Here is a 23,319-nt window from a genome sequence, read left to right on the forward strand (position 1 = left end):
CTCAAAACTGATCGAATAAAAAATCTCTAATTACGTAAAAGCAAATAGAGGCTTAAACTCCTTTGAAACCAAAAGCTACAAGATGTAAATAAAAATATTCAGATGTGTTTTTGTACAGTTAATTATTCCCTAATCATCTCGATATGCGGAATATCATCTTCAAGATACATTTCACTGCTTTGAACAAATCCGTGGCTCTCGTAGAATTTCTTTAAATAAAATTGTGCACCAATGGTAATTTTATCTTTATCGAAATTCGACTTTATAGCTGCAATGGCTTCACGCATTAAGTCATGCCCCCATTTTCTGTCGCGATAATTGGCATCGACTACAACTCTGCCAATTGAGGCATTATCAAAACTAATTCCGGCGTCGAATAAGCGTACATAAGCGACGGTTTTACCATCATATTCGCCAATTAGGTGTAATGCTTTCTTATCTTTTCCGTCAAGGTCCAAATAAACGCAGTTTTGCTCTACTACAAAGATCTCGCTTCTTAGTTTGAGTAAATCATATAACTCATGAACGGTTAATGCCTCAAACGGCTTTATTTTCCATTTTAATTCCATTATCTCTTCTGTATTCAATTATAATAAAAAGTTGCAGCAAAATTACGTTAAATAAAAATCCCGAATACAAAATTGTAATCGGGATTTTACTATTCGAAAAAAATCAAAACTTTATTTTTTCTTCATAACGATTTCCATGCTTTTATACTCTTTTCCGTTTTTTACGTCAAACATTTCCATTTTACGGGTTGTGGCGTCTACAATGGTATAAATTTCCCTATACGGGGTTTTCTTACCGTTTACGGGATTTACAACGTCCCCTTTCAACTCCATACTTTTCGATTTTTCATCATATTTACCAACAGCCACCATCATTCCGGTGCCCATATTATCAATAAAAGTAGTGGTATATTCTTTGCTGGCATTATTATAGGCAAGAGTACTTTTTCCTTCAAAGGGCTGTCCCATAATCTTTCCCTGAAAATTGGTTTCCTGATAACGTCCGCCAAGAATCATTTTAACATTGGCTGTAGAGCTTGCTTTTTCAGGTTTGGCATCTGGCTCGTACCAAAAAGTCATTTCGCAATTCCAGTTTCCTGTTTCATCTGCCATTAGTTTATGAGGTTCACCGGGTTTGGCATAAGCTTCCCAGGCTTTCATTTGTGCTGCTGAATCTACTGGTTCTTCGGTAATTGGTTCTGTTGTCGAAATGCTGTCTGTAGCATTTATAGTTCCGGATTCTGTTTTTACCTCTTTTTTACACGAAGTAAAAAACAATACTAACATTACTAATACTGTGATCAAATTTTTCATAAGTCTTTGTTTTAATGTTTGTTACAAACAAAATTAAGAAAAATATGAGTTGATCGCATGTAAATTTCAGCTCTTATCGTTTATCAATTTTTACTGATTTTATAATGGCTTCTAAATCGAACATTAAATCTCTTTCCTGATTAGAAGGCGAATAACAAAATCCCTCGATGACCAAAATTCGATTGTATGTTTTGTCTACAATGGCGTAATTGATAAATGGTCCGGCCATGAAATCATTTTTTAGCTCCCAAGTTCCTTTGGTTTCATAGGCTTTTTTTCCGTCCAGCATAGTAGTCGAAAAATAAGGTGCATAAGCTTCTCCTGTTATCATTCGCGTATTGGGTTCGCGTCCTTTGATATAATAGCCAACTGAATCACGCATTTTGGTAATGCTGTTGACCAGGTCTGAACTTTTCTTAAAACTCCGAAGTGGAATCTGATAGATAAGTAAACTTGTATTACCGCTTATAATGTCTTTTTTAAGCCAAATAAAATTCCTTTTGTGCAACATATATTCATAGCCTGTTGGGATTTGCAGATCGATATGAAATTTGTTTTTTATCACTGTTGGATTCAATAGTGATTTGCTGTTATCTTCCTGAATTTTCTGAATTTCGGCATCGCGAATGATCTTAATAATTTGCCCCGAATTGAGTTCGATACTGCAAAGAATATCATCGACTGATTTTCCGTAAATACGAAATGTGTTATGCGGCAAAGATTTACTGTGGGTAATCTCGAATTTTTCTGTAGTTGCTTTTTTAACTACAATAATACTTCGGCTATCGGTAACAAAACCTTCAAGCAAACGCGCGGGATATTGATTTATGGTAAATAAAGGTTCCTCCTGGGTGAGGCCTAATACGGGTGAGGCAAATTTATTTCGAATACTATCTCCTACTTCTCCATACCACAACTGATCGTCTATAATAATAGAAATCGAGTTGGTTTTACCGGATACGGGCTGAGGTTTCTCGCTTTTTAAACAAGAAATTACGAGAAACGGGATGAACAGCAATAAAAAATGGGTTTTATTCATTTTCTTAATTTATGAAATAAAACCCAAATTTATGTAAGATTTTTTAACTATCCGTTTATTTTAAGTTTCATTCCTGGTTTAATCTCTCCGTCTTTAATATTATTCCATTTTTTAATATCCGAGATTGTCACCCCTGGATATTTTTTAGAAATACTATACAACGAATCTCCTTTTTTAACGTAATAATCTTCTCCAAGATTTTTGGCTGAAGTCGCTTTCTTTCTGAATGAATCAATAGACGAATTTGAAGCGATAGCAGTAGTTACATTCTCCTCAACAATTTCCGGAACTGCTTTGGTCACTACTAAACTTTTACCTAAACCAATGTTATTTGAAGTTAGATCATTAAGTTCTTTTAACTCCGCAATAGTCGTACCGAATTTTTTAGCGATGCTTCCTAAATTGTCTCCGGCCGCTACAATATATTCCTGAGGATGTTTATTGTCCTTATCTTTATCATCAGCTGCAGCAATTGCTTCTTCTGATTTTTTCTCAATTGCAATAGTTGATTTTAGTTCTTTAAAGTTTTTAGTAACTGGATCGTCATCTGTTTTAAGTTTTAAATTTCTTCCTAGCGCAACTGCATTTGATTTAAGATTGTTCCATTTTTTTAAATCAATAACATTCACTTTATACTTTGCGGCAATAGTGCCCAGATTATCACCTTTTTGCACTTTATACCATTTAACATCGGTATCAACTGGCTCTGCTGTTTTCTCTAGTTTTGCTTTTGCTTTAGGCATAACTTTCAAGGCCAGCTGAGCAGGCATTGTTTTATTTCGTGATTGATAAGCTACATAATCATAAATCTTATTTTCGTTTGAAACGAATGTAGCTATTTTATCTTTAGGTAAACGCAGATAATGTGCTTCGCCCTGATAAAATGGTACTACATTTAATTTATAAGATGGATTTAGAAGTTGTATTTGAGATTGTGGCATGTCTAGCAAATCTGCAATTTGCTTGAATGACATTTGATTTTTAATCTGTACTGTATCTGTTTCAAAATTTTTAACTACAGCTCTTTGCGGATTGATTCCGTGTTCTTTATGATATTCAAAAAGATACATTGTAGCTAAAAAAGCGGGAACATAACCTTGAGTTTCTTTTGGAAGATGGTTACGTATGTCCCAGTATTTTGTTTTTCCGCCAGAGCGACGAATTGCTTTGGTAACATTTCCCGGTCCTGAATTGTAAGATGCTAAAACAAGTTCCCAATCGCCAAAGATGTTGAACATCTTGCTCATGTATTCTGATGCGGCAGCTGTAGCTTTAAGAGGATCACTACGCTCATCAATATACGAATCGATTTTAAGGGCGTATTGTTTACCGGTTCCGTACATGAACTGCCAAAGTCCGGTGGCGCCCATTTTAGAAACTGCTTTAGGATTTAAAGCAGATTCTACAACGGCTAAATATTTAATTTCTAAAGGCACATTTTGTCTGGCAAAAGCGTCTTCGAATATTGGAAAATAATATTCTGATAAAGACATTAATCGTGAAAATGATTTTTTACGATTTTTAAGAAATGACTTTATTATGTTTTCTAAACCCTGATTGTATTCAATGTTAAAGGGTGATTTCTCGTTCATTGCCTGAAGACGCTGTTTAAGCAAGTCTGTTGGCAGTTCCTGATCTACAGTAAAATCTGTATTGATCGTCTGAATGTCTTTTGTAAGATCATCGTAAATATCTAAACTTACTAATTCGTTCATCCAGAGACTATCTACGCGAGTTGCAAGTTCATCTCTTTTAAAAGTATTTTTAACAGAATCTAAATACGATATCTTTACAATTGGCTTAATTTCTACATTTGTGTTTGCCACATCCTGCGCAAACATCGACATAGAAAAAAACACCGAAACCACTATTGATATTTTTTTTACAATCATATAACATTTTTTTAAAATTCTATAATTCAAACAATTACAGAAACCTTACTTTTGCAAACTTAAAGAGTTTATGCATGTAAACTATCTAAAAAAATGTTAATTGTGATTTTTTAGTCTAAAATCGCAGCGATTCCAGGTAAAACTTTTCCTTCTAACATTTCAAGCATAGCCCCACCACCAGTGGATACATAACTCATTTTATCTTCGAATCCGAATTGTTTTACAGCAGCAACTGAATCTCCTCCACCTACTAATGAAAATGCTCCATTTTCTGTAGCTTCGGCAATATAATCACCTAATGCAATTGTTCCTTTTGCGAATGATTCCATTTCAAAAACTCCTAATGGACCATTCCATAAAATAGTTTTTGACTCTAAAATTACTTTTTTAAAGTTTTCTAAAGATTTAGGGCCTGCATCAAGACCTTGCCATCCGTCTGGAATTTCTTTTACGTCTACCACTTTTGTATTTGCTGTATTTGAGAAATCATCTGCAGCAATAACATCAACAGGAATATGAATTTGAACTCCTTTTTCTTTAGCCAGTCTTAAAATTTCAAGTGCTAATTCTTGTTTGTCATCTTCACAAATAGAATCTCCAATTTTACCACCTTGTGCTTTAATGAATGTAAAAGTCATTCCGCCTCCAATGATCATGTGATCTACTTTGTCTAAGATATTTTCGATAACGGTGATTTTTGATGACACTTTAGATCCTCCAAGAACTGCTGTTACCGGTTTTTCGCTATTTTTAAGTACTTTATTTAAGCTTTCTATTTCTTTTGCCAACAATGTTCCGAAACATTTTTCTGTTGGAAAGAATTGTGCGATAATAGTTGTTGAAGCGTGCGCTCTGTGTGCAGTACCAAAAGCATCGTTTACATAGATATCTCCAAGTGACGCTAATTCTTTTGCGAAAGCAACATCTCCAGCTTCTTCTTCGGCATGAAAACGTAAATTTTCAAGTAATAAAACTTCTCCTGGTTTTAAATCTTTGGCAGCAGCCTGAGCTACTTCTCCAACACAGTTTTCAGCAAACTTAACCTCAACTCCTAAAATTTCTGAAGCTGTTTTTAAAATGTGTTTTAAAGAGTATTTTTCTTCAACTCCTTTTGGTCTTCCTAAATGCGACATCAAAATTACGCTTCCGCCTTGTGCCAAAATAGCATCAATTGTTGGTTTTGCAGCTTCGATACGTGTAGCATCAGTTACTTTAAAATTTTCATCCAATGGTACATTAAAGTCAACACGGATAATTGCTTTTTTATTCTTAAAATCGAAATCGTTTAAAGTTTTCATTATATAGTTTTTTAGTTTTTTTTGAAAGAAAAACAAATATAGAACTTTTAAAGTATCATAAATATAAAAATAACCTATCTATAACAGCGAAAACGTTATAAGTTAAGAAAAAAAACAAATTTGCCAGTAAAATGATGAAAATGCTCCTTAATCGTGAACCGGACTTTGCGTACAAGGACAGTTACTGATGGATTGTAAGAAATCGAAACCAATAGTTACAGAGTGCGTTCCGGTATTATAGTTTCCTAAATCGTTGAACATTACCTGATACGAATATCCGAAGTAAAATTTAGATTTCATGAAACCTAACATTGGTCCAACTGATAATGGTTTTGGGAACTGATCGTTTAGGAAACGGTATGAAACTCCTACCCAATAGTAATCTTCGTAGCGGTTGTAACGTCTGTACTTGAAATTAAAATCGGTTGTTGAACGTCCATCACTTGCAAAGTATTGGTAGTAAACAGATGGTTCGTATTCGATACGGCTGTTTTCTCCGTCTTTAAAAACGTATCCGGTATATACCTGATAATTTGAAAGTAAGTTAGGTTCTACTCCTCTGTATTTGTCTGTGTTTTTCTTTAAAACGTTATTGGCATTAAAACTTACATAGAAGCTTTTATTACGGTATAAGGCACTAATATCAAAATTGTTATTGGCGTTATAACGATTGTCTGTTACAGAAGGATCTATAACAGGATGCTCTATTGTAGTATTGAACTCGTCCGTATCGATACGAAATGTATTGAAGTTGTAGGAAAGTCCAAAAGACAAATATTGTTTTGAATAGTAATCTAAAATAATGTGGTGCGCAAAGGAAACTTTAGCTCCTGTTTGGCGGGTATAACCGTTTCTGTCATTGTAAAGTGAGATACCCACTCCTGAACGATCCAGAATTCTAAAATCTGCATAAAGCGACTGGTTTTGTGGTGCATCTTTAATACCGACCCATTGCGTAAGACCGTTGGCCCTGATTCTAAGGTTATCTCCAATACCGGCAAATGCAGGTGAAATAACAAAGGGATTGTCGGCTAAATATTGTGTAAATACTGGTAGGTTTAACTCTTGGCTGTAACTTGTTGTTACAGCCATGAGTACTAAAGATAAAATAAACTTTTTCATTGTAATTAATTTTTTAGACAACATCATTAGGGGGTCTTATTTTGTTATCTGTATAAAGTGAAATGTCCTACAAACTCTCTGTCATCCTTCGCATCATTCAATTTAAGAACATACCAGTAATCTCCTGAAGGTAAATCGGCACCGTTGTATCTACCATCCCATTTTTGACCGTAGTGATACTTAGCAATTATACGACCGTATCTGTCGAAGATAGAGAACTCAAGGTTGTTGTAAATATTTGTACAACCAGGACCCCATGTTGTGTTGGTAGCACCAGCAGGAGTAAAGTAATTATCTAAACAAACATCAATATAAGTTCCAGGAACTGTAATTGTTACCGTACATCCGTTTTTATCTCTTACTACAACTACATAATCTCCAGTTTTGTAGATTTTGTATTTGTTTGAAGATGTAAACGGCTCTCCGTTGAAGCTGTATTCATAAGCAGGAGCTCCACCACCGGCAGTAACTGAAATGATATTCATTTCTTGCTGACCCGGAGTTTCTACAAGTGTTAACGGATCGTATGCTTTGATGTCGAAAGTAGCCGTTGGCACTTTACATCCGTTAGTATGTCTTGCCACAATGAAGTGTCTTCCCGGAGCAACATTTGTAAAGATGTTACTTGGCTGGAAAGGACCTACATCACTATCTAGCGCATAATCTACTTGTGTAAGATCAGTATTGCTTTCATCAACTGTAACTGTTACCATGTTTGATTGTGAATTGTTTACGCAATCGTAGTTGATATCGGTAGTTGGGTTAAGAATTACTGCCTTATCCATATTCACTTCAATTTTGATTAAACAGCTTGCATCTTTAATATAAACATTGTGAGTACCACCTTTAAGATTTTTGAAATCATGTTGTGTACCATTAACTGGAGAATAGATTCCGTTTTCGTTATCCAGACTTACAGTATAAGGTGGTGTTCCTCCAGTAATTTCTATACTAAATTCTCCGTCTTTATCTCCGTCGCAAACTTCCTGCATTATAGGTCCAACAACTTTTGCTTCCAAAATATTTGGTTCTTTAATTTCAAGATTTAAAAGTTCGAAACATGAATTTTCATCCTGAACCAATACCTGATAAGTTCCCGGCGCTAAACTATCAAATACAAATTTGTCATCAAACAATCCTAAGTTAGGCGAAATAGCATACTTAATTACTCCTGTTCCTCCTGTTGCAGCAATCGAAATTTTACCATCATTAGCAGCAAAACAAGTAGCATCGGTAACAGTAGGAATAACTGATAATGATTCAGCCGGTTCATCTATAGTTATAGGAGCAGAATCATATTGACAATCTCCGCTATCCACACTTACAATGTAAACTCCTTTAGGAAGTAAATCGAAATAACCTTCTGGTTGTGCCGGTCTGATTTCATTACCTGAACCATCTAATAGCTTATATGAATAGTTTCCTAAACCACCACTAGCCACAGCATCAATAACAGCTGTTGAACTTCCTTTACAATAAACTTCTGCACCTGTTAAATCAATCTCTAAACTTAATGGTGTTATTGGACTTATAGTAATATTATTAGAAATAATTCCAACACATCCGTTCACATCTCTAACATAGTATTGGTGATCTCCTAGTCCTACAGCAAATGTTGTTGATGTAGTAAATGAACCCGCAATAGTAGTGAAAGACTGATCGGTACTATATTCATATGGTCCTCCTGCTCCACCCGTTGCAGCTAATGTTACTGTTGCATCTGCTTTACAAGTTACTCTTGTTGCAAGAGCTAATGTAGGCGTCACTTTTGATGGCTCAGTTATTTCGATCTCAGCACTAGGCTGTGAACTACAACTAATTCTGTCAATCACTGTTACTGAATATTTACCTGCTGGTAAACCAGAGAAAACAGGACTAGTTTGAGCGTCGCTAGAAATAAGAGGATCACTAGATAGATAATTTAAGATATAAGAATAATTACTTTCCTCTCCTCCTGTTGGAAGACCTACTGTAATTTCTCCAGTCGCATCTCCATTACATAATAAAGCACCTACAGTTGCATTAGCTGTAAACATAATTTCATCCGGAACTTTAAGTGTTACAGTAACTGTATCCACACAACCATTCACATCCTTAACACGTACAGTATAAACTCCTGCTGTTAATTTTTCGAAGTATGACTGAGTAGAGTATGTTACATTAACTGGCCCTGTCAATTCATATTGATAGTCTCCTGCTGTCCATCCACCCTGAGCACTTACAGTAATTGTTCCGTCATTACCAGGATCACAAGTAATCGGCGTGTGTATTTCTGCAATTTTTAATACAGACTGTGGTTGTTCGATTGTAAAACTTCTTTCAACTTCACAGTTAGGCGAATTCACTAATGTTGCTTTAACATTATAAACTCCCTGAACTAAATTCGGAATATTTAATGTTGCTCCTGTTGTTGTTCCGCTAAGGTTAATCGGTCCTGTAACTATATAGTTGAATGCTCCTGCATCATCTGAAGGATCTGTTTGATTATCAACTAAGGTTAAATCGACACTACCAGTGGCAGTACCATAACAACTAACATTATTAACAGTACTTGCTACCAATTCAAATGTATTTGGATTGTTTACATAATGAATAACTGACAGAACACATCCAGTAACTGGATTGGTTACAGTAACTGTATAATTTCCTATAGTTAATCCTGTGAAAGCACCATCATTGTTTGTAACATCATAAGTACTTCCTGCACTTATGCCTTTTACATTGTAGCTCAATACTGGCATTGGCGTTGTTGTTCCTGTAGTGATAACATTAACCTGAATACTTTCGTCGTTAGTACAAGTAATTGGTGTTGTTACAGTAATCGCAGACAGACTAGCAAAATCAATGCTAATAAATGGTTTAATTACTGCTGTGTTTGTGCCTAAGCATCCTTTGCTATCGTATACATTAATTACATAGCTACCGCCTAATAAATCACTTTCTGTATAAACAGGATTATCTCCTCTTTGAACTGGAATTGGATTTCCATCTCTTAAGAATTCATATACTGTGTAAACATTAGATCCTCCTGTTGGTAAACCTATTGTAATTGTGGCATTATTAGATTTATTTCCAACTGTACATCCATACTCTGCTACAACTGGAGTTGGAACTGAGATAGGCAATGGCTCTCCAACTGTTATGTCTTGAGAAACAGGACATCCTTTTCCAGAAGTCACTGTTACTGTGTAAAGACCAGCAGGCAGATTTGTAAATACATTACCAACTAAAACCATTCCAACAGGACTTGGATTAATTCCGTACGTATAAACAGGATTGTTATTTACTGTTGTTGTCGCAGCAGCCATATTTACAGTAATTGATCCTGTACTACCTCCATTACAAATTGTCTGACTTGGAATTAAACTGAAATCAATAGCTGTATTTGGTGTTTCGATTATAACTACTACATCTTTTGTACAATTTGTTCCTGTATCTCTAACGGTAAAAGTATAAGTATTTGGAACCAAACCAGTAAATACATTAGACGCTACAAAAGGAGTTCCATCTATACTGTATTCATAACTTGGTGTTAGTGTACCACCTGAAGCCGTTAATGTTACTACTCCTTCGTTTCCGTTACAGATTGGAGCATTTGTAAGTTCATATATTAATTGTAATGGTTTTAGAATAGTTACAGGTGCTTCAACAATACATAAATTAGCATCTCTTACATATACTTTGTAATCACCTGGTGAAGTAACTTTTAATATATTATTATTAAGCTGCCAAGTGTTTCCATCCAGACTATACTCCAAATCTGCTGTAAATCCAGAAGCGCTTACAGTAATTTCATAAGGTGATGCACATTTTGTTGCCACTACCGAAGTAATAGCCGGTAAAGGATCTCGTGCAATCTGAACCGTAACATAACTATAACATAAGTTACCATCCTGTACATAAACATCATAAGAATCAAATGCCGGAGCAATTTTAGCTGTAGCAATTTCTATAGTTGTAAATGGCTTATAATCTCCAACAGCCGGAATTGTTGGTGGTACTGTTGTTGGTACAACTGTATACATATATCCGCCTGAACCGCCTACAATTGTCGTAGGATCAATCGTGATAACTGCTGCAAGATTAGTACAGTTTTGATTTTTAACTTTTGGATTAAATCCAACTAAACTTAAAGCTGCTGGTTCTTTAATTTCAACATCTGTTGAAGTTATGGTACAACTTGGATATGCTGATTCTACAACCTCTACTCTATAAGTACCCGCAGTAAATCCGAAAGGAATTACAAAAGGATTAGAAGTAGCCGTATCATGAGTTCCAGATGCTCCTGTTACTGCAGTTGCACCATTAAATACCTGATAAGTATATTGTCCTGAATAATCTGCAATATTAATTTCAATTGCACCTGTAGCATTACCGTTACAATCTACATTGGCAGACGGACTTGCAACTACTTTTGCTATATTGAATAATGGAACCTCGTAAACATTTGATAAAATTTCACATCCTGTTACATTATCTGTTATTTTAAACTGATAATTACTTCCAGCCAATAAGGCTGAATATGTAAATGGAGTTCCAAATGAATTTGTAAGAAGCGTATAAGCATTACCATCTATAGAAACTTCATATTTAAAGTTACTTGGTACTGAACCACCTACAACGTCTATTTGAATATCTTCTTTACCATTTAAACAATCAATTTGTGATCCCGGTACAAGTGATCTTGTCGCAGTTGCAGAAATTAATTGAGGCAATGGATTTAATACTGTTGCCAGTTTTGTTGATTGAACACAACCATTTGCATCTCTTACATAGAATGTAGGATCCTGAACGAATCCAGTATCAGACAATTCAAATGTGTATTTATTATCTGCAGGTACACTGTTACTTGCAGAATAATTAATACCATCTTTACTAAAATAATATGTTCCGGTACCACCGCCACCTAGAACAACAGCTGTTGTTTTAGTTGGGTCAACAGCACAACTAAATGCTATAGCCGAAGCCGAAGCCGTTACAACTACCGGATCTGCTATAGTAATCGATACAGTTGCATCACAACCTCTTTCTGAAGTAACAGTAACATCATATTGTCCCGGAGTTAATCCAGTAAATACATTATTATTAGGCTGAACCGTAGCTGCACCTGCTGGTAAAGTTGGTGTAAGAGTATAGGTATAATCAGGATTATTATTTACTGCTCTTAAATTAACAGTAATAGTTCCGTTGTTGTTTATACCCTGCGACGCATTACAATCTACCGGTGTAATAGCAATATCAGATATTAATAAATCTACCGGAGTTGGGTTTACCATGATCACTTTTTCTGTAATCACGTAAGAACAATTTCTTGCATCATAAACTACAATTTCATAGCTACCTGCACCTGTGGTAGGAACACTATAATATGCAGTATCTAAACCTGCCGGGAAAGCTACTGGAGCAGAAGCTCCTGCGCCATCTTTATTAACCGTATAATTATAAGATCCATAACCGCCTACTGCAGAAATTTTAATACTTCCGTTAACAGTACCGGTACAGAAAATATCTTTGTCATTTTCTGCAGAAGCAAAAAGCTGAGGTTTAATTTCGTTGCTTGATACAACTACTTCACAACCATAAGCATCTTTTACAGTAATATCATAAGTACCCGGAGTAAGATTACTAAATGTGTTGTTAGTTGTCCAGTTTTGTCCGTTATCAATACTGTACTCATAACCTCCTGCACCTCCTGAAGGAGTTACAACCAAAGTTGCTAAATCTGTGTTATCATAACAATAATCAGATGTTGAAGCAATCGTTGCAGTTGGAGGAGTTGGAATAACTAAATTAAATGAGTCTGTAACTGTACAACCATTTGCATCTTTTACAGATATTCCGTAAAGACCGTCTAGTCTTAGGTTTCCAAATATTCCATCATTATTCGTTACTGCCGGACCTGATGGAGGCGTAAGTGTATATACGTTATTGCCCCATCCACCTTGCGTTGTCACTTTAACAGCTCCGTCAGTTGTACAACCTAGTGGCGTAACATCTAAAGGATCCAAAGCTAAAGCAATTGCAGGCTCGTTGATAATTACAATATTTGAAGTAGTAGAACATCTTGGATAAGCAGTTTCTACAATTCTTACTGTATAATTTGTTCCTTCACCTAATCCGAATGGAATTGTAAACGGATTAGAAGTAGCCGTATTATGAGTTCCTGAAGCTCCGGTTACTGGAGTTGCTCCATCATAAACTGCATAAGTATATGGTCCTGAATAACCTGCTACATTAATTTGAATACTTCCATTTGTTGCAGATTTACACTGTGCATCTGCAATAGTGGTCGCTGTTACATTGATAGCATCAAATAATGGAACATCATAAACATTTGATAAAATATCACAGCCTGTTACATTATCAGTAATTCTAAACTGATAAGTAGCACCAGCTGTTACAGCATTATAAGTAATAGAAGTTGTATTTGTTGCAGCCGGAACAGCTACATAAAGAGTTCCGTTTACAGATACTTCATATTTTAAATTAGTTGGTACTGAACCTCCTACAACAGTTACCTGAATCACCTCTCTACCATTGATACAATCAATTTGTGAACCCGCTACAGTTGATCTTGTAGCTGTTGCAGAGATTAATTTAGGTAATGGCTCTAATGGTGTTGTCAACTGTGATGTATCTAAACAGTTATTAGAATCCATAACCCAATATGTTGGGTTTTGAGTTCCTAAATTATCCTCTATCTCGAATGTATATTTGTTATCTGGCGGGGTACTATTACTAGTAACGTAGTTAATTCCGTCTTTACTGAAAGTATAGCTTCCTGTACCGCCTAAACCTGTTACCACAACGGTTGTTATAGCAGGGTCAATAGCACAACTAAAAGGTACTGCATCTGCACTTGCAACTACTGCAAGCGGTGCCGGTACATTTGCAAGTACTGTTTTTTCACAACCTCTTGCTGAAGTAACGCTAACACTATAATCTCCTGCACTTAATCCAGTAAATATATTATTATTAAGTTGCGTGATTGGAGCTCCGGCAGGTAAAACTGGTGTTAATATAAATGTATAATCCGGATTGTCATTTGTGGGTTTTAAATTAACCGTAAGTGTACCATTATCGGCTGTTCCTTGTCCAGCACTACAATCTACAGGAGTAGTCGAAATATCTGCTGCTACCAAATCTATAAGTGTTGGAAGGATTAAATCTACAGTTGTTGATCTTGAACAAGGTGTATTTAAATCTGCAACTGTAATAGTGTAGTTTCCAGCTGCCAGACCTACAAATTTAGGATTATTAGACTGTACTACATTTGGAATTGCAGGTAATGAATTTTTAACTAAAGTATACTCCAAATTATTTGGAGTAAATCCTCCTGTTACTACCGCAGTAATTTCACCATTTGTATCCTCACACGTAGGCGGCGTTGTAAAGCTTGCTTTAATAGTTAGAGGCTCAGAAATAAGAGGTAAGGTTACTGTATTACCACATCCGTTAAAATCTATTACTTGTACAGTATGGTTTCCTGAAGAAAGATTTGGAATAGAGAATGATGCTGATGGCATTGGCACAGGAGCCGCACCATCCAGACTATAAGAATGAGGCGCTATACCTGCTGTAGTTAAATTAACATCAATAACAAAAGAACCTTCTGTAACACATAAATTATTTGCTACAGCTGTAATTACAGGAGCAGGATCTAATTGTACTTTAACAAAACGATATTGAATACAACCATTTGCATCTCTTACATAAACGATATAATCACCTGCGTCTCTGTTAAAAGTACTTGCAGTATGAGTTGCTACATTAAATGTTCCAGGGAAAGTTGGCTCTATTAAAGGATCTGAATTATGATCAGTACCGTCAATAACTCCTACTGTTCCCGTATCAGGAAAAATTTGATATAAATAAGGCAAAGCAGTGATACCTTTAGGGATATCTGCAGCTCTTACAGTTCCTCCTTGTGCAAATGCTTCAATAACACCTTTTGCAGATCCACAATTATCTTTTTTAACCGCATTCGCATTGAATGTCAATGGGATAACAGATTGAGTTATTGTGAACATTTTAGATGAATTTAAACAAACTGTCGCTCCCAATCCATCTTGTTCTGTAAATAAAATATAATAAGTACCTGGGTTCAGAGGACCTACATTGTTTACAGTAGTAGTTGGTAACGTAAGTGTTCCTCCAACTAAAGGAGTAACAAGTGTGTTGGTCTGCGAATTATAAATTTCATATTTAATTTGTGTTGTAGCTGCTTGCGGGTTTCCGATTGTAAAGGAAACATTTCCGTTACCCGCACCTGTACAAGTTACATTTGCTGCTTTTACATCACTAGTTAATGTAGATGATGTTAATGTTGGTGCTTCTGCTTGTTTGAAATAATAACATTTTGTCGTTTCATCATAAACAATAAATGAATAGACAACTCCAGGGTTTAATCCTGTAAATGTCGATTGTAAATACAAGTTAGGAGCACTAGTTGGTGTTGCAGAATCTGCATCCTGATACGTTCCTGCCGGGTTTAAAGGATAAGAATATGGAGGCGTAAATGCTGAAACAATAGGATATCTTGCAAAATGGTATGGTCCTCCTGTAAATAATGGATTCACACTGACAACAACACTTGCCGTTGTACATGAAGCTACTCCAGAAGTAACATTAATAATCAAATCCTCAGGAGGAGATGATAAACTAACCGTTTTTGTTAGAGAACAACCATTAGCATCTGAAACCGTTAACTCATAGATTCCGAAATTCAAAACCGTAAAAGTATGATTCTCATTTGTAAGTGGAGTAAAGGTTTGAGTTGCACTTGTATTACTAGTTAATGTATAAGTGAAACCTGCTGTCCCTCCAGTTAATCCTACTACAGATACTGAACCAAAAGAAGTACCAGAAGTACCTGTCTGATCACAAGTAATTTGAGTAAACCCTAATGTAAAGTCAACTTTAGGAGGGTCTGTAATTAGGATATTTGTTTTGTCAAGGAAACATCCTTTAGCATCTGTAACTCTTACTGTATAATTTCCTGCTGGCAAACCAGAAGTTTTTGTACCATATGAAGTTCCCGTAGTAGTGTTTAAAACATCAATTACATAAGGACTTACTCCTTTATTTGGATCAATTACTACTGTTATAGAACCTGTCGCTTCTCCATTACATAAAATAGTTGAATTTGGAGTGACTGCAAAATCAGGATTTGTTTTTGGAAGTACGATTACTGTCGAAGTAAGACTACAATGAGTAGTAGAAGCATCACTTAAAGTAAACAAATAAGTTGTATTTGTTGTTGCGGTAGTGGCAGTTGCGTCTGTGTATAAAAACGTAGTACCCGTTACTGTCCTAACTGTGGGATCTAAAGTTCCATTTACCGTTACGGTATAAGTATATGGTGTTTTCCCACCTGAGACAGTCCCTTTAATTTCAACATCCTGACCAAGACAATCTGCTGCTAAATTTAAGGCAGCATTGAATTTTAATTCTGTTTCAATAGTTTGTGCTGCTAATGTTAAGATACATCCTGTAGTCATATCTTTTACCTTAACAACATAGCTTCCTGGATTTAAATTATTAAAAGTTCCGCTCGCCTGATATGTTCCATCATTAATATTATACATGTAAGATGGCGAAGTAACCGCAGGAGTCACAACAATTGTAGCTTTTCCAGCAGCATCGTAACATAAATCAGAAGCTATTAAATCGATCTTTGCATCAGGCTGAACCGGTGCAGCAACGTTAAATGTTGTTGAAATAGTACATCCGTTTCCATTTAAATCGGTAACAGAAATACCATAAGTTCCAGACTGAGTTAAATTGCTAAATGTAGCATTAGACTGTGGTCCAAGTACTGTAGCATCTGGTAATGTAAGGGTGTATCTGTTATTACCCCAACCACCTACTGTATTAATCACTACTTTTCCATTGTTTGGAGAACAAGTAATTGGTGTTATTGTTGGTGTAGTAAATGCAAACTGTAAAGCTGGCTCTTTTACTTCAACCGCTTTTGTAGCAGTACATTTAGTTATTGGATTTGTAATTGTTATCGTATAGATACTTGCTGGCAATCCTATATAATCAATAACATTTCCTGTTTGTGTAGATTGTCCAATAGGAATAAGTGCATTTGCACTATTTCTAAGTTGATAAGTGAAAGTTCCTGAATTACCTGAAACCGTAAAAGTAATTTTACCATCAGATGATCCTTTACAAGTTACATTTGCAACTAGTGAACCGTTTACAATTACAGGCAATACTTTGTCAATTGTATATTCACCAACAGTTGTACAATTGTTGCTATCGGTAACTTTAAATTTATAAGTTCCCGGTGCTAAATTATTAAATGTATGATCTTGTGTAGTAACACCTGTTGCTACCAGAACTCCCGGAGCAGGAGCTACTGCTGCATCAGTACTTGTTATTTCAAATTTAAATGGTGCAACACCATTATCTACCTTAACTGTTAAATTCGTTTTATCATGACCCGTCTCACAAGTAATTGCTGCCGGTGGAGTAAATGTCATGTTCGTAGGCGGGTTTAATGCCTTAATTATTGGTGATGAAAATGAAAAAGGACAGTTATTTGCATCGTAAACTTCAATAGTAACTGCACCTGGTGTAGTGGTAGTGTAAGTATTTGAAGTTACGGCTGGCAATACACCATTATACACATATCTGTATTTATTTGTTCCTGTAAAAGGTGTTCCCGGATTATCAATTACAACTGTAATTGTAGCAGATTGTGCTGCATTTCCGGCTCCACATTTTAATTCTGTTGTAATATCTGCGTGAGCACTTAATTCTGCAGGATTATTTAATGTTCTTGATACTACAACCTGGCATTTTTTAGCATCTGTAACTCTAAACCAGTAAGTTCCTGCGCCAATACCTGTTTGTTTGTTTGAAGTCATCGTACTAAATCCTGTTGTAGCAGAAGTAGTTGAAATTTCGTAAGTGTATGGTGCTAAACCTAAACTTGCATTTACTTCGATAGCACCATCAGTTCCATTAAAACAAGTAGGGTTTGTTGGAACGGTAACGGCACTTGGGAATACTTTAGTATTAATAACTCTTGAAACAATAGTAGTACAGTTATTCTTATCTGTAATTTCAAAATAATGAGTTCCTGCTGCTCCGGTATCAAAATTAAATATTCTTGATCCTGCGGTAACATCAGTATAGGCACCTGTAAAAGGAGCACCTGTAGTGTTGTGTCTATATTTAAAATCAGGATATCCGTCTGAAATTGTTACTTCAATTCTCGCATCTGGAGAAGCTGGTGCAACATCACAATCCAAATCAGCCAACAATTTAGTTGTAGCCGATATTGGTTGAGCAATCGTTTGTTCTGTTAAATCAATATAACATCCTGTAGAAGTATCTGTAACTCTAATTGTATATTTTCCAGGTGTTAATCCTGTGAAAGTTCCATTCCCTTTAGCTGTGCCTCCATTAATACTATAAGTATAATTGGCTTGTGTATTTGGAGTTACTGTTAAAGTAGCTCCTGCTCCACCTGCACAATAAACAGAAGAAGCAGCAATATCTGCAATTGGATAAACTTCTGGTTGAATTGTAAATGTTCCTGTTATTTGACAACCTTTTAAATCTGTTACAGTAAATGAATAATCACCTGCTGTTAAATTAGAAAATGTTTTTGTGTTTTGGGTTATTGCAGTTCCTAAAGGCGCTGTAGGTGTTAGTGTATAACTATAAGTTCCCCATCCTCCTTTTGCATTAATGGTTGCAGAACCTTTTGCAATACAAGTAACATGTTTAAGATCTGTAGCATCTAAAGCCAATGCTGCTACAGGAGCTGCAATAATTTCAGTATCCGATTGAGAACATTTTGTTACATCATTCGTTACTGTAATTTGATGTAAACCAGCATTTAAGTTTGGTGCTGAAATAGTAAACAATGTTCCTGATGAAGGAGATGTTCCTGTTTGAACAGGTAAAGCTCCATCAATTTGATAAGTATAATTAACGTTATTTCCTAAACCTGAAACTGTGAAAGTAACTTCACCTTTTGAATCTCCTAAACAATTTACATCACTTACTACTGTACTTGAAACGGTAAAAGCTTTCAAGGGTTCTACTCTGTCTGTTAAAGAAAAAGAACAGTTTTTAGCATCTTTAACTTCAAATGTATAAGTAACTCCAGGATCTAAATCTTTGAAGATTCCGGTAGTATTGTTTGCCACTGCTGCTGCCGGAGCCGTAATAGCATATTTAAACGGGCCTGTTAAAATAACTCCCGCAGCATCTTTTACGTCTGTAACAGAAAAATCTATTTTATTGGTCGGACAAGTAAGTGCCGATTTATTTATCGTCATTTCTTTTGGACCGTTCAATGCTACAATAGTTAATGCTGGTGTAGTTGTAAACGTACATGAATTACTATCTGTAATGGTTACGGTGTAATTTCCTGCTACAGTAATGTTATCAAAAACTTTTGTAGTTTTAGTTACTAATGCAACTCCGTTCCTGTTTAAAGTATATTCGTAAATACCATTCCCACCTGTAACAACAGCACCTACAGTTATGGTTGCACCACCATCACAAGTATACGGTGTCGTTATCGTTGCAGTACCACTAATTGGGTCTGGTGCAACTAAAGTAACTGTTATACTTTGTGTACATTTATTTTTATCTTTTACATAATAAGTATAAGGTGTTCCTGCACTTAATCCTGTAAAAAATGATGTATTGTTATAAGTAATCCCGTCTTTACTATAAGTAAATTCTCCTGCTCCTCCACTTGGTTTTAATAGTATTGTTCCATCATTAGAACTACTACATTTTGGATTAACATTATCAGATCCTAAAGTAATAGGGTTAAGATCAGTAATAGTAGCATCGCTTGTAATAATACAACCAATTGCATCCTTAATCTGGAAAGTATAATTTCCTGCAACTGCCGTTGTATATGTAAAAGTATTTCCTGTAATAGTAGGCTGCACTAAAGCACCAGAACTGTTTCCAGCAGTACGAGTTACCACAAATGGTGCTATACCTCCTGAAATTGTTCCTGTAAGTACAGCTCTGTTATTTGGAACAGGGTCACAATCCAGAGGTGTTGTAACCTTAGTATCTGTCGTTAATTTCTCATTTATGATTTGAGTAATCTTATTTGAGAAACAACCATTAGCGTCTTTAACTTCAAAAATATAAGTACCAGGTGCATTCGCAGTGTATGTAAAAGTTGGGCCATCAAAAGGAGCGCTGGCAGCACTTACTGTACCTCCATTAAATTGAGTTGTATAAGTATACTTTCCTACTCCTCCAGAAATTCTTACTGTAATGTCAGCACTATTATCAAAACATAAGTTTGAAGAATCAAATTTTATTGTTGACGCTACTGGATCAACAACGTCTACAGATGCCAGAACTGCTGTCTGACATGAATTTAAATCTCTTGCTATAACTTTATAGTTTCCTGCTATTTTAATATCGAGAAACTCTCCTGAATCCTGAAATGGTCTTACTACTGTAACACCGTCAGATTGTCTTAATTCATATTGGTAGCCGGGTGTACCCTCTGAAGCTTCAGCAGTAATAGTTGCTCCAAAATCGCAAGTTAACAACGTAGTAACCGAAGCCTTAACTTTTAAAGCTTTTGGCACTTTAATTTCCTGCGCTAATGGAAAAGTACAGCTGTTAGCTGAACCATCATAACGAATTCTTATGTTGTAAATTTTACCAGTTAAGCCGGTTAAAGTTTTACTACCAGTGTTTGCAGCTGGAACGGGTATTACCGTTTGCCATGCAGCTCCATCAACAGAATATTGGAATCCTTTTACAGGATCAAAATTCTTTGCTGATAATGTAATTTCTCCATTTTGGTCTCCACTACATTGTATATCCTTGTATCCTGTTATACCAGCAGAGAAAGCTTTACTTCCATCAACAATAATTGGAAAATCAGCAACTGTGTTACATGATTTTGGTATTTGGCGAACCCAAATATCATCTATAAGTACGTCATTACCATTGAACTGATTACTATAAGAACGAATTACAAAACTCAAATTTTTATAGGCACCCGGATTCAATAATAACTCTTTATATTCCCACTTTTCAGATTTAGGAACAACCCAAGGATTTGAAGTATCTGTGGTTGCAACAATTGTCTCAGTTCCACCAACTCCATTTAAGTTATTTACTAACTGAATAGTTAATTTTGGATCATCATGGGTAGTTGAAGTTTTAACAATTAAATTTTCCGCCCATAAAGAAATGATTACATCTTGGTTTTCAATAACATCCTTAATAGGTTTACTATATAAAATTCCACCTATACCTGCTGTTCCTCCAACATTCACAACCAAGAATCGACCAAGCTCATCTCTAGGTACAGTATGGTCTTTGGCAACAATCCAGGAGTTACTAAATCTTGTTCGAATTTTACTGGCTACTGCATATTCTCCATCATTAATCCATTCATCCCTATTACATGCATATCCAGGTAAAAGATGAGTAAAAGCTTCATCTTCGTAACAATAAGCAGGATTAATTCCAGGAGTAGTTGTAAAACCTCCTTTTCCAAAATCTTCCTGTAATAAATTACTATAAGTAGAAACTTTTAGTACATTATATTTTACTGTTACTGTATGATCACCCTGTGTTACGTTTAGGAAAACATTTGTTGGAACAGATGTATTTAAAACACCATCCATGTAATAATCATAACTGTATTTTGGATCTCCGCTGCCACTATTTGTAACTGTTACTGTAGTAGTAGCCGATCCGTCACAATTAAAAACTGGATCCAAAACCTTAATTGTAGGAGCGTCCGGTTTTTTATCAATAGTGATATCTCCCATTGCATATTCACAACCTGAAGCATCTTTTATATAAACCGTGTAAGGTCCTCCATAATTCATGTATTCAGTGTTGTTATCCACCCAGTTCTTTTTATCGTCAAAACTGTATTTATAAGGAGGAGTTCCTCCTTGAGGATTTATAATTCTAACCAGTCCATAAAGTTCTTTTCCAACAGGACCACAACCTGACAACTCACCAACACCAGCTGATGCTGTCAAAGCAATTGAAGCTCCTACAGTCACTATAACAGCAGGTTCAGTACAGTATGCTCCGGTACCTGTAATGTTTTTTCTATATCTAACAATTACCCTGTAGCTTCCTGGACTAGGAATATCAAATATAGTATTACTTGCAGAGAAGTTTGCTCCATTATCAATACTATACTCCACAAGATTGTATGTATTGTTGTTAGAGACATTAAGTGAAATTTTACCTACGTTACCCAAACAATCCCCATCAACCTTATTAATAGTGTAAATAGGTTTAGTTACTGCAGGAACATTTACAGTCACATTATTCGTAGCTGTACATCCATTCGCATCTTCTACACGAATGATATAACTTCCTGGCTGTGATACTACAATAATGTTAGTTGGGTTCTCTGCAAAACCCGCATCGTTAGTATTTACGAAATATTTATATGGAGCAGTTCCTCCTGATCTAGTAATTGTAATTTGACCTGGACTACATGCTCCTAATGCTGTTGTAATACTTGCTCCAGAAGTTATTGGATTCGGTGCAGCTGCTATGTTAATAGTATTACTTTCAGACTTACAAGGTGAACCCTTTATAGAAGTCAATATTGTATAAGTTCCAGGGAATAAACCATTAAAAGTAGTATTTGGACTAGACGTTGGGCCAACCTGATTCAAATAGGCCACATTTGTATTAGTGCCATTATAAATTGTATAAGTATAATCTTGTTTAATGTCATTTGTAATTACCTGTACAGCTCCCGTCGCTCCACTACATTTTGGGGACGCAATTGATGTCGTAACAGCAAAATTTACATTTTTTATATCAAGATTTATTACTTTAAATTCACATGAACCTACAACACCTTTTATTCTAATGTAAGCAGTATAATTACCTGCTGTACTGGTGGTAAAAACATTACTGTCTTGCCATGCTCCTGAACTTCCAGTTGTTGTAAAACTATATTGATAGCCAGCTCCAAATCCTCCTACAGTAATTTTACCGTCAATTTGACAATTTCCTGCACTATTTCTAATAATATCGCTTTTTGTAGTAGCAGTCGGTATTAATGTATTCTGATACACATTAAAATAAAAAACATATGGTGTTCCAGTTTTGTCAATTATTTTAACGCGAAATTGTCCTGCTGAATTTGCCAGATAATCTTGTCCGGTACCCACCTGATTCCAACAAGTTGATGCAGCATTTTCGTTTGCACAATCGCTATTAGAAACGGTAATACAACTTCCTCCAGAAATAAATCTCTCCCAAATAATAGATTGCGCATCTGTTATTTTTGTATCAATAAGGCGCGCATCATTTCCGCCACATAAAAATAATTTAGGCAGCAATTTACCATCATTAGGACATTTTGTAACTTGTCCTGCATATGGTAATTCTGCATAAGGAATTACGGGATTATCAAGTGCAAAAGCATTTTCTTTTTTCGATCCAGCTTCAGTTGCATTTAAACTAAAAGGATTCTCGAACTGATTATTTGCTTTTAAGAATATATTCTCATTCAAGTTTTTAGGAAACTTGGAGTTAAATGCAATTCCATTTTGCGAGTAGGATGCAAAATTGAACAACATAGCTAAAACAAAAATCAGCGTTCTTAAAATAGTAGGTTTTCTCATAATCATTTTTTTGTTTACTTA

Annotated in this window: 7 protein-coding genes; all 7 read right to left on the minus strand. The window is 35.5% G+C overall.

Annotated features, from left to right (window positions below):
• Positions 1–122: 122 nt before the first annotated feature.
• The 7 genes from B0M43_RS04850 to B0M43_RS04880 all read right to left on the minus strand — a co-directional run bounded on the left by B0M43_RS04850 (position 123) and on the right by B0M43_RS04880 (position 23,298).
• Positions 123–569, minus strand: a complete 447-nt coding sequence (locus tag B0M43_RS04850) for a GNAT family N-acetyltransferase (protein ID WP_078006646.1) — start codon at positions 567–569, stop codon at positions 123–125.
• Positions 570–680: 111 nt separating this feature from the next.
• Positions 681–1,322, minus strand: a complete 642-nt coding sequence (locus tag B0M43_RS04855) for a DUF1579 domain-containing protein (RefSeq protein ID WP_078006645.1) — start codon at positions 1,320–1,322, stop codon at positions 681–683.
• Between the two features lie 73 nt (positions 1,323–1,395).
• On the minus strand, positions 1,396–2,361 hold the full coding sequence (locus B0M43_RS04860) for a DUF4837 family protein (protein ID WP_065451830.1): 966 nt from the start codon (positions 2,359–2,361) through the stop codon (positions 1,396–1,398).
• Between the two features lie 47 nt (positions 2,362–2,408).
• Entirely contained in the window at positions 2,409–4,253 is a 1,845-nt protein-coding gene (locus B0M43_RS04865; RefSeq protein WP_078006644.1) for a LysM peptidoglycan-binding domain-containing protein, read from the minus strand.
• Positions 4,254–4,363: 110 nt separating this feature from the next.
• Positions 4,364–5,551: a phosphoglycerate kinase gene (gene pgk, locus B0M43_RS04870; RefSeq protein ID WP_065451828.1), complete on the minus strand. Its 1,188-nt coding sequence runs from the start codon at positions 5,549–5,551 to the stop codon at positions 4,364–4,366.
• 147 nt (positions 5,552–5,698) lie between these two features.
• Positions 5,699–6,673, minus strand: a complete 975-nt coding sequence (locus B0M43_RS04875; protein ID WP_138874210.1) for a type IX secretion system membrane protein PorP/SprF — start codon at positions 6,671–6,673, stop codon at positions 5,699–5,701.
• A gap of 44 nt (positions 6,674–6,717) precedes the next feature.
• On the minus strand, positions 6,718–23,298 hold the full coding sequence (locus B0M43_RS04880; RefSeq protein WP_123921774.1) for a T9SS type B sorting domain-containing protein: 16,581 nt from the start codon (positions 23,296–23,298) through the stop codon (positions 6,718–6,720).
• Positions 23,299–23,319 lie beyond the last annotated feature (21 nt).

The sequence above is a fragment of the Flavobacterium sp. KBS0721 genome, assembly GCF_002007065.3.
Classification (GTDB): Bacteria; Bacteroidota; Bacteroidia; order Flavobacteriales; family Flavobacteriaceae; genus Flavobacterium; species Flavobacterium piscis.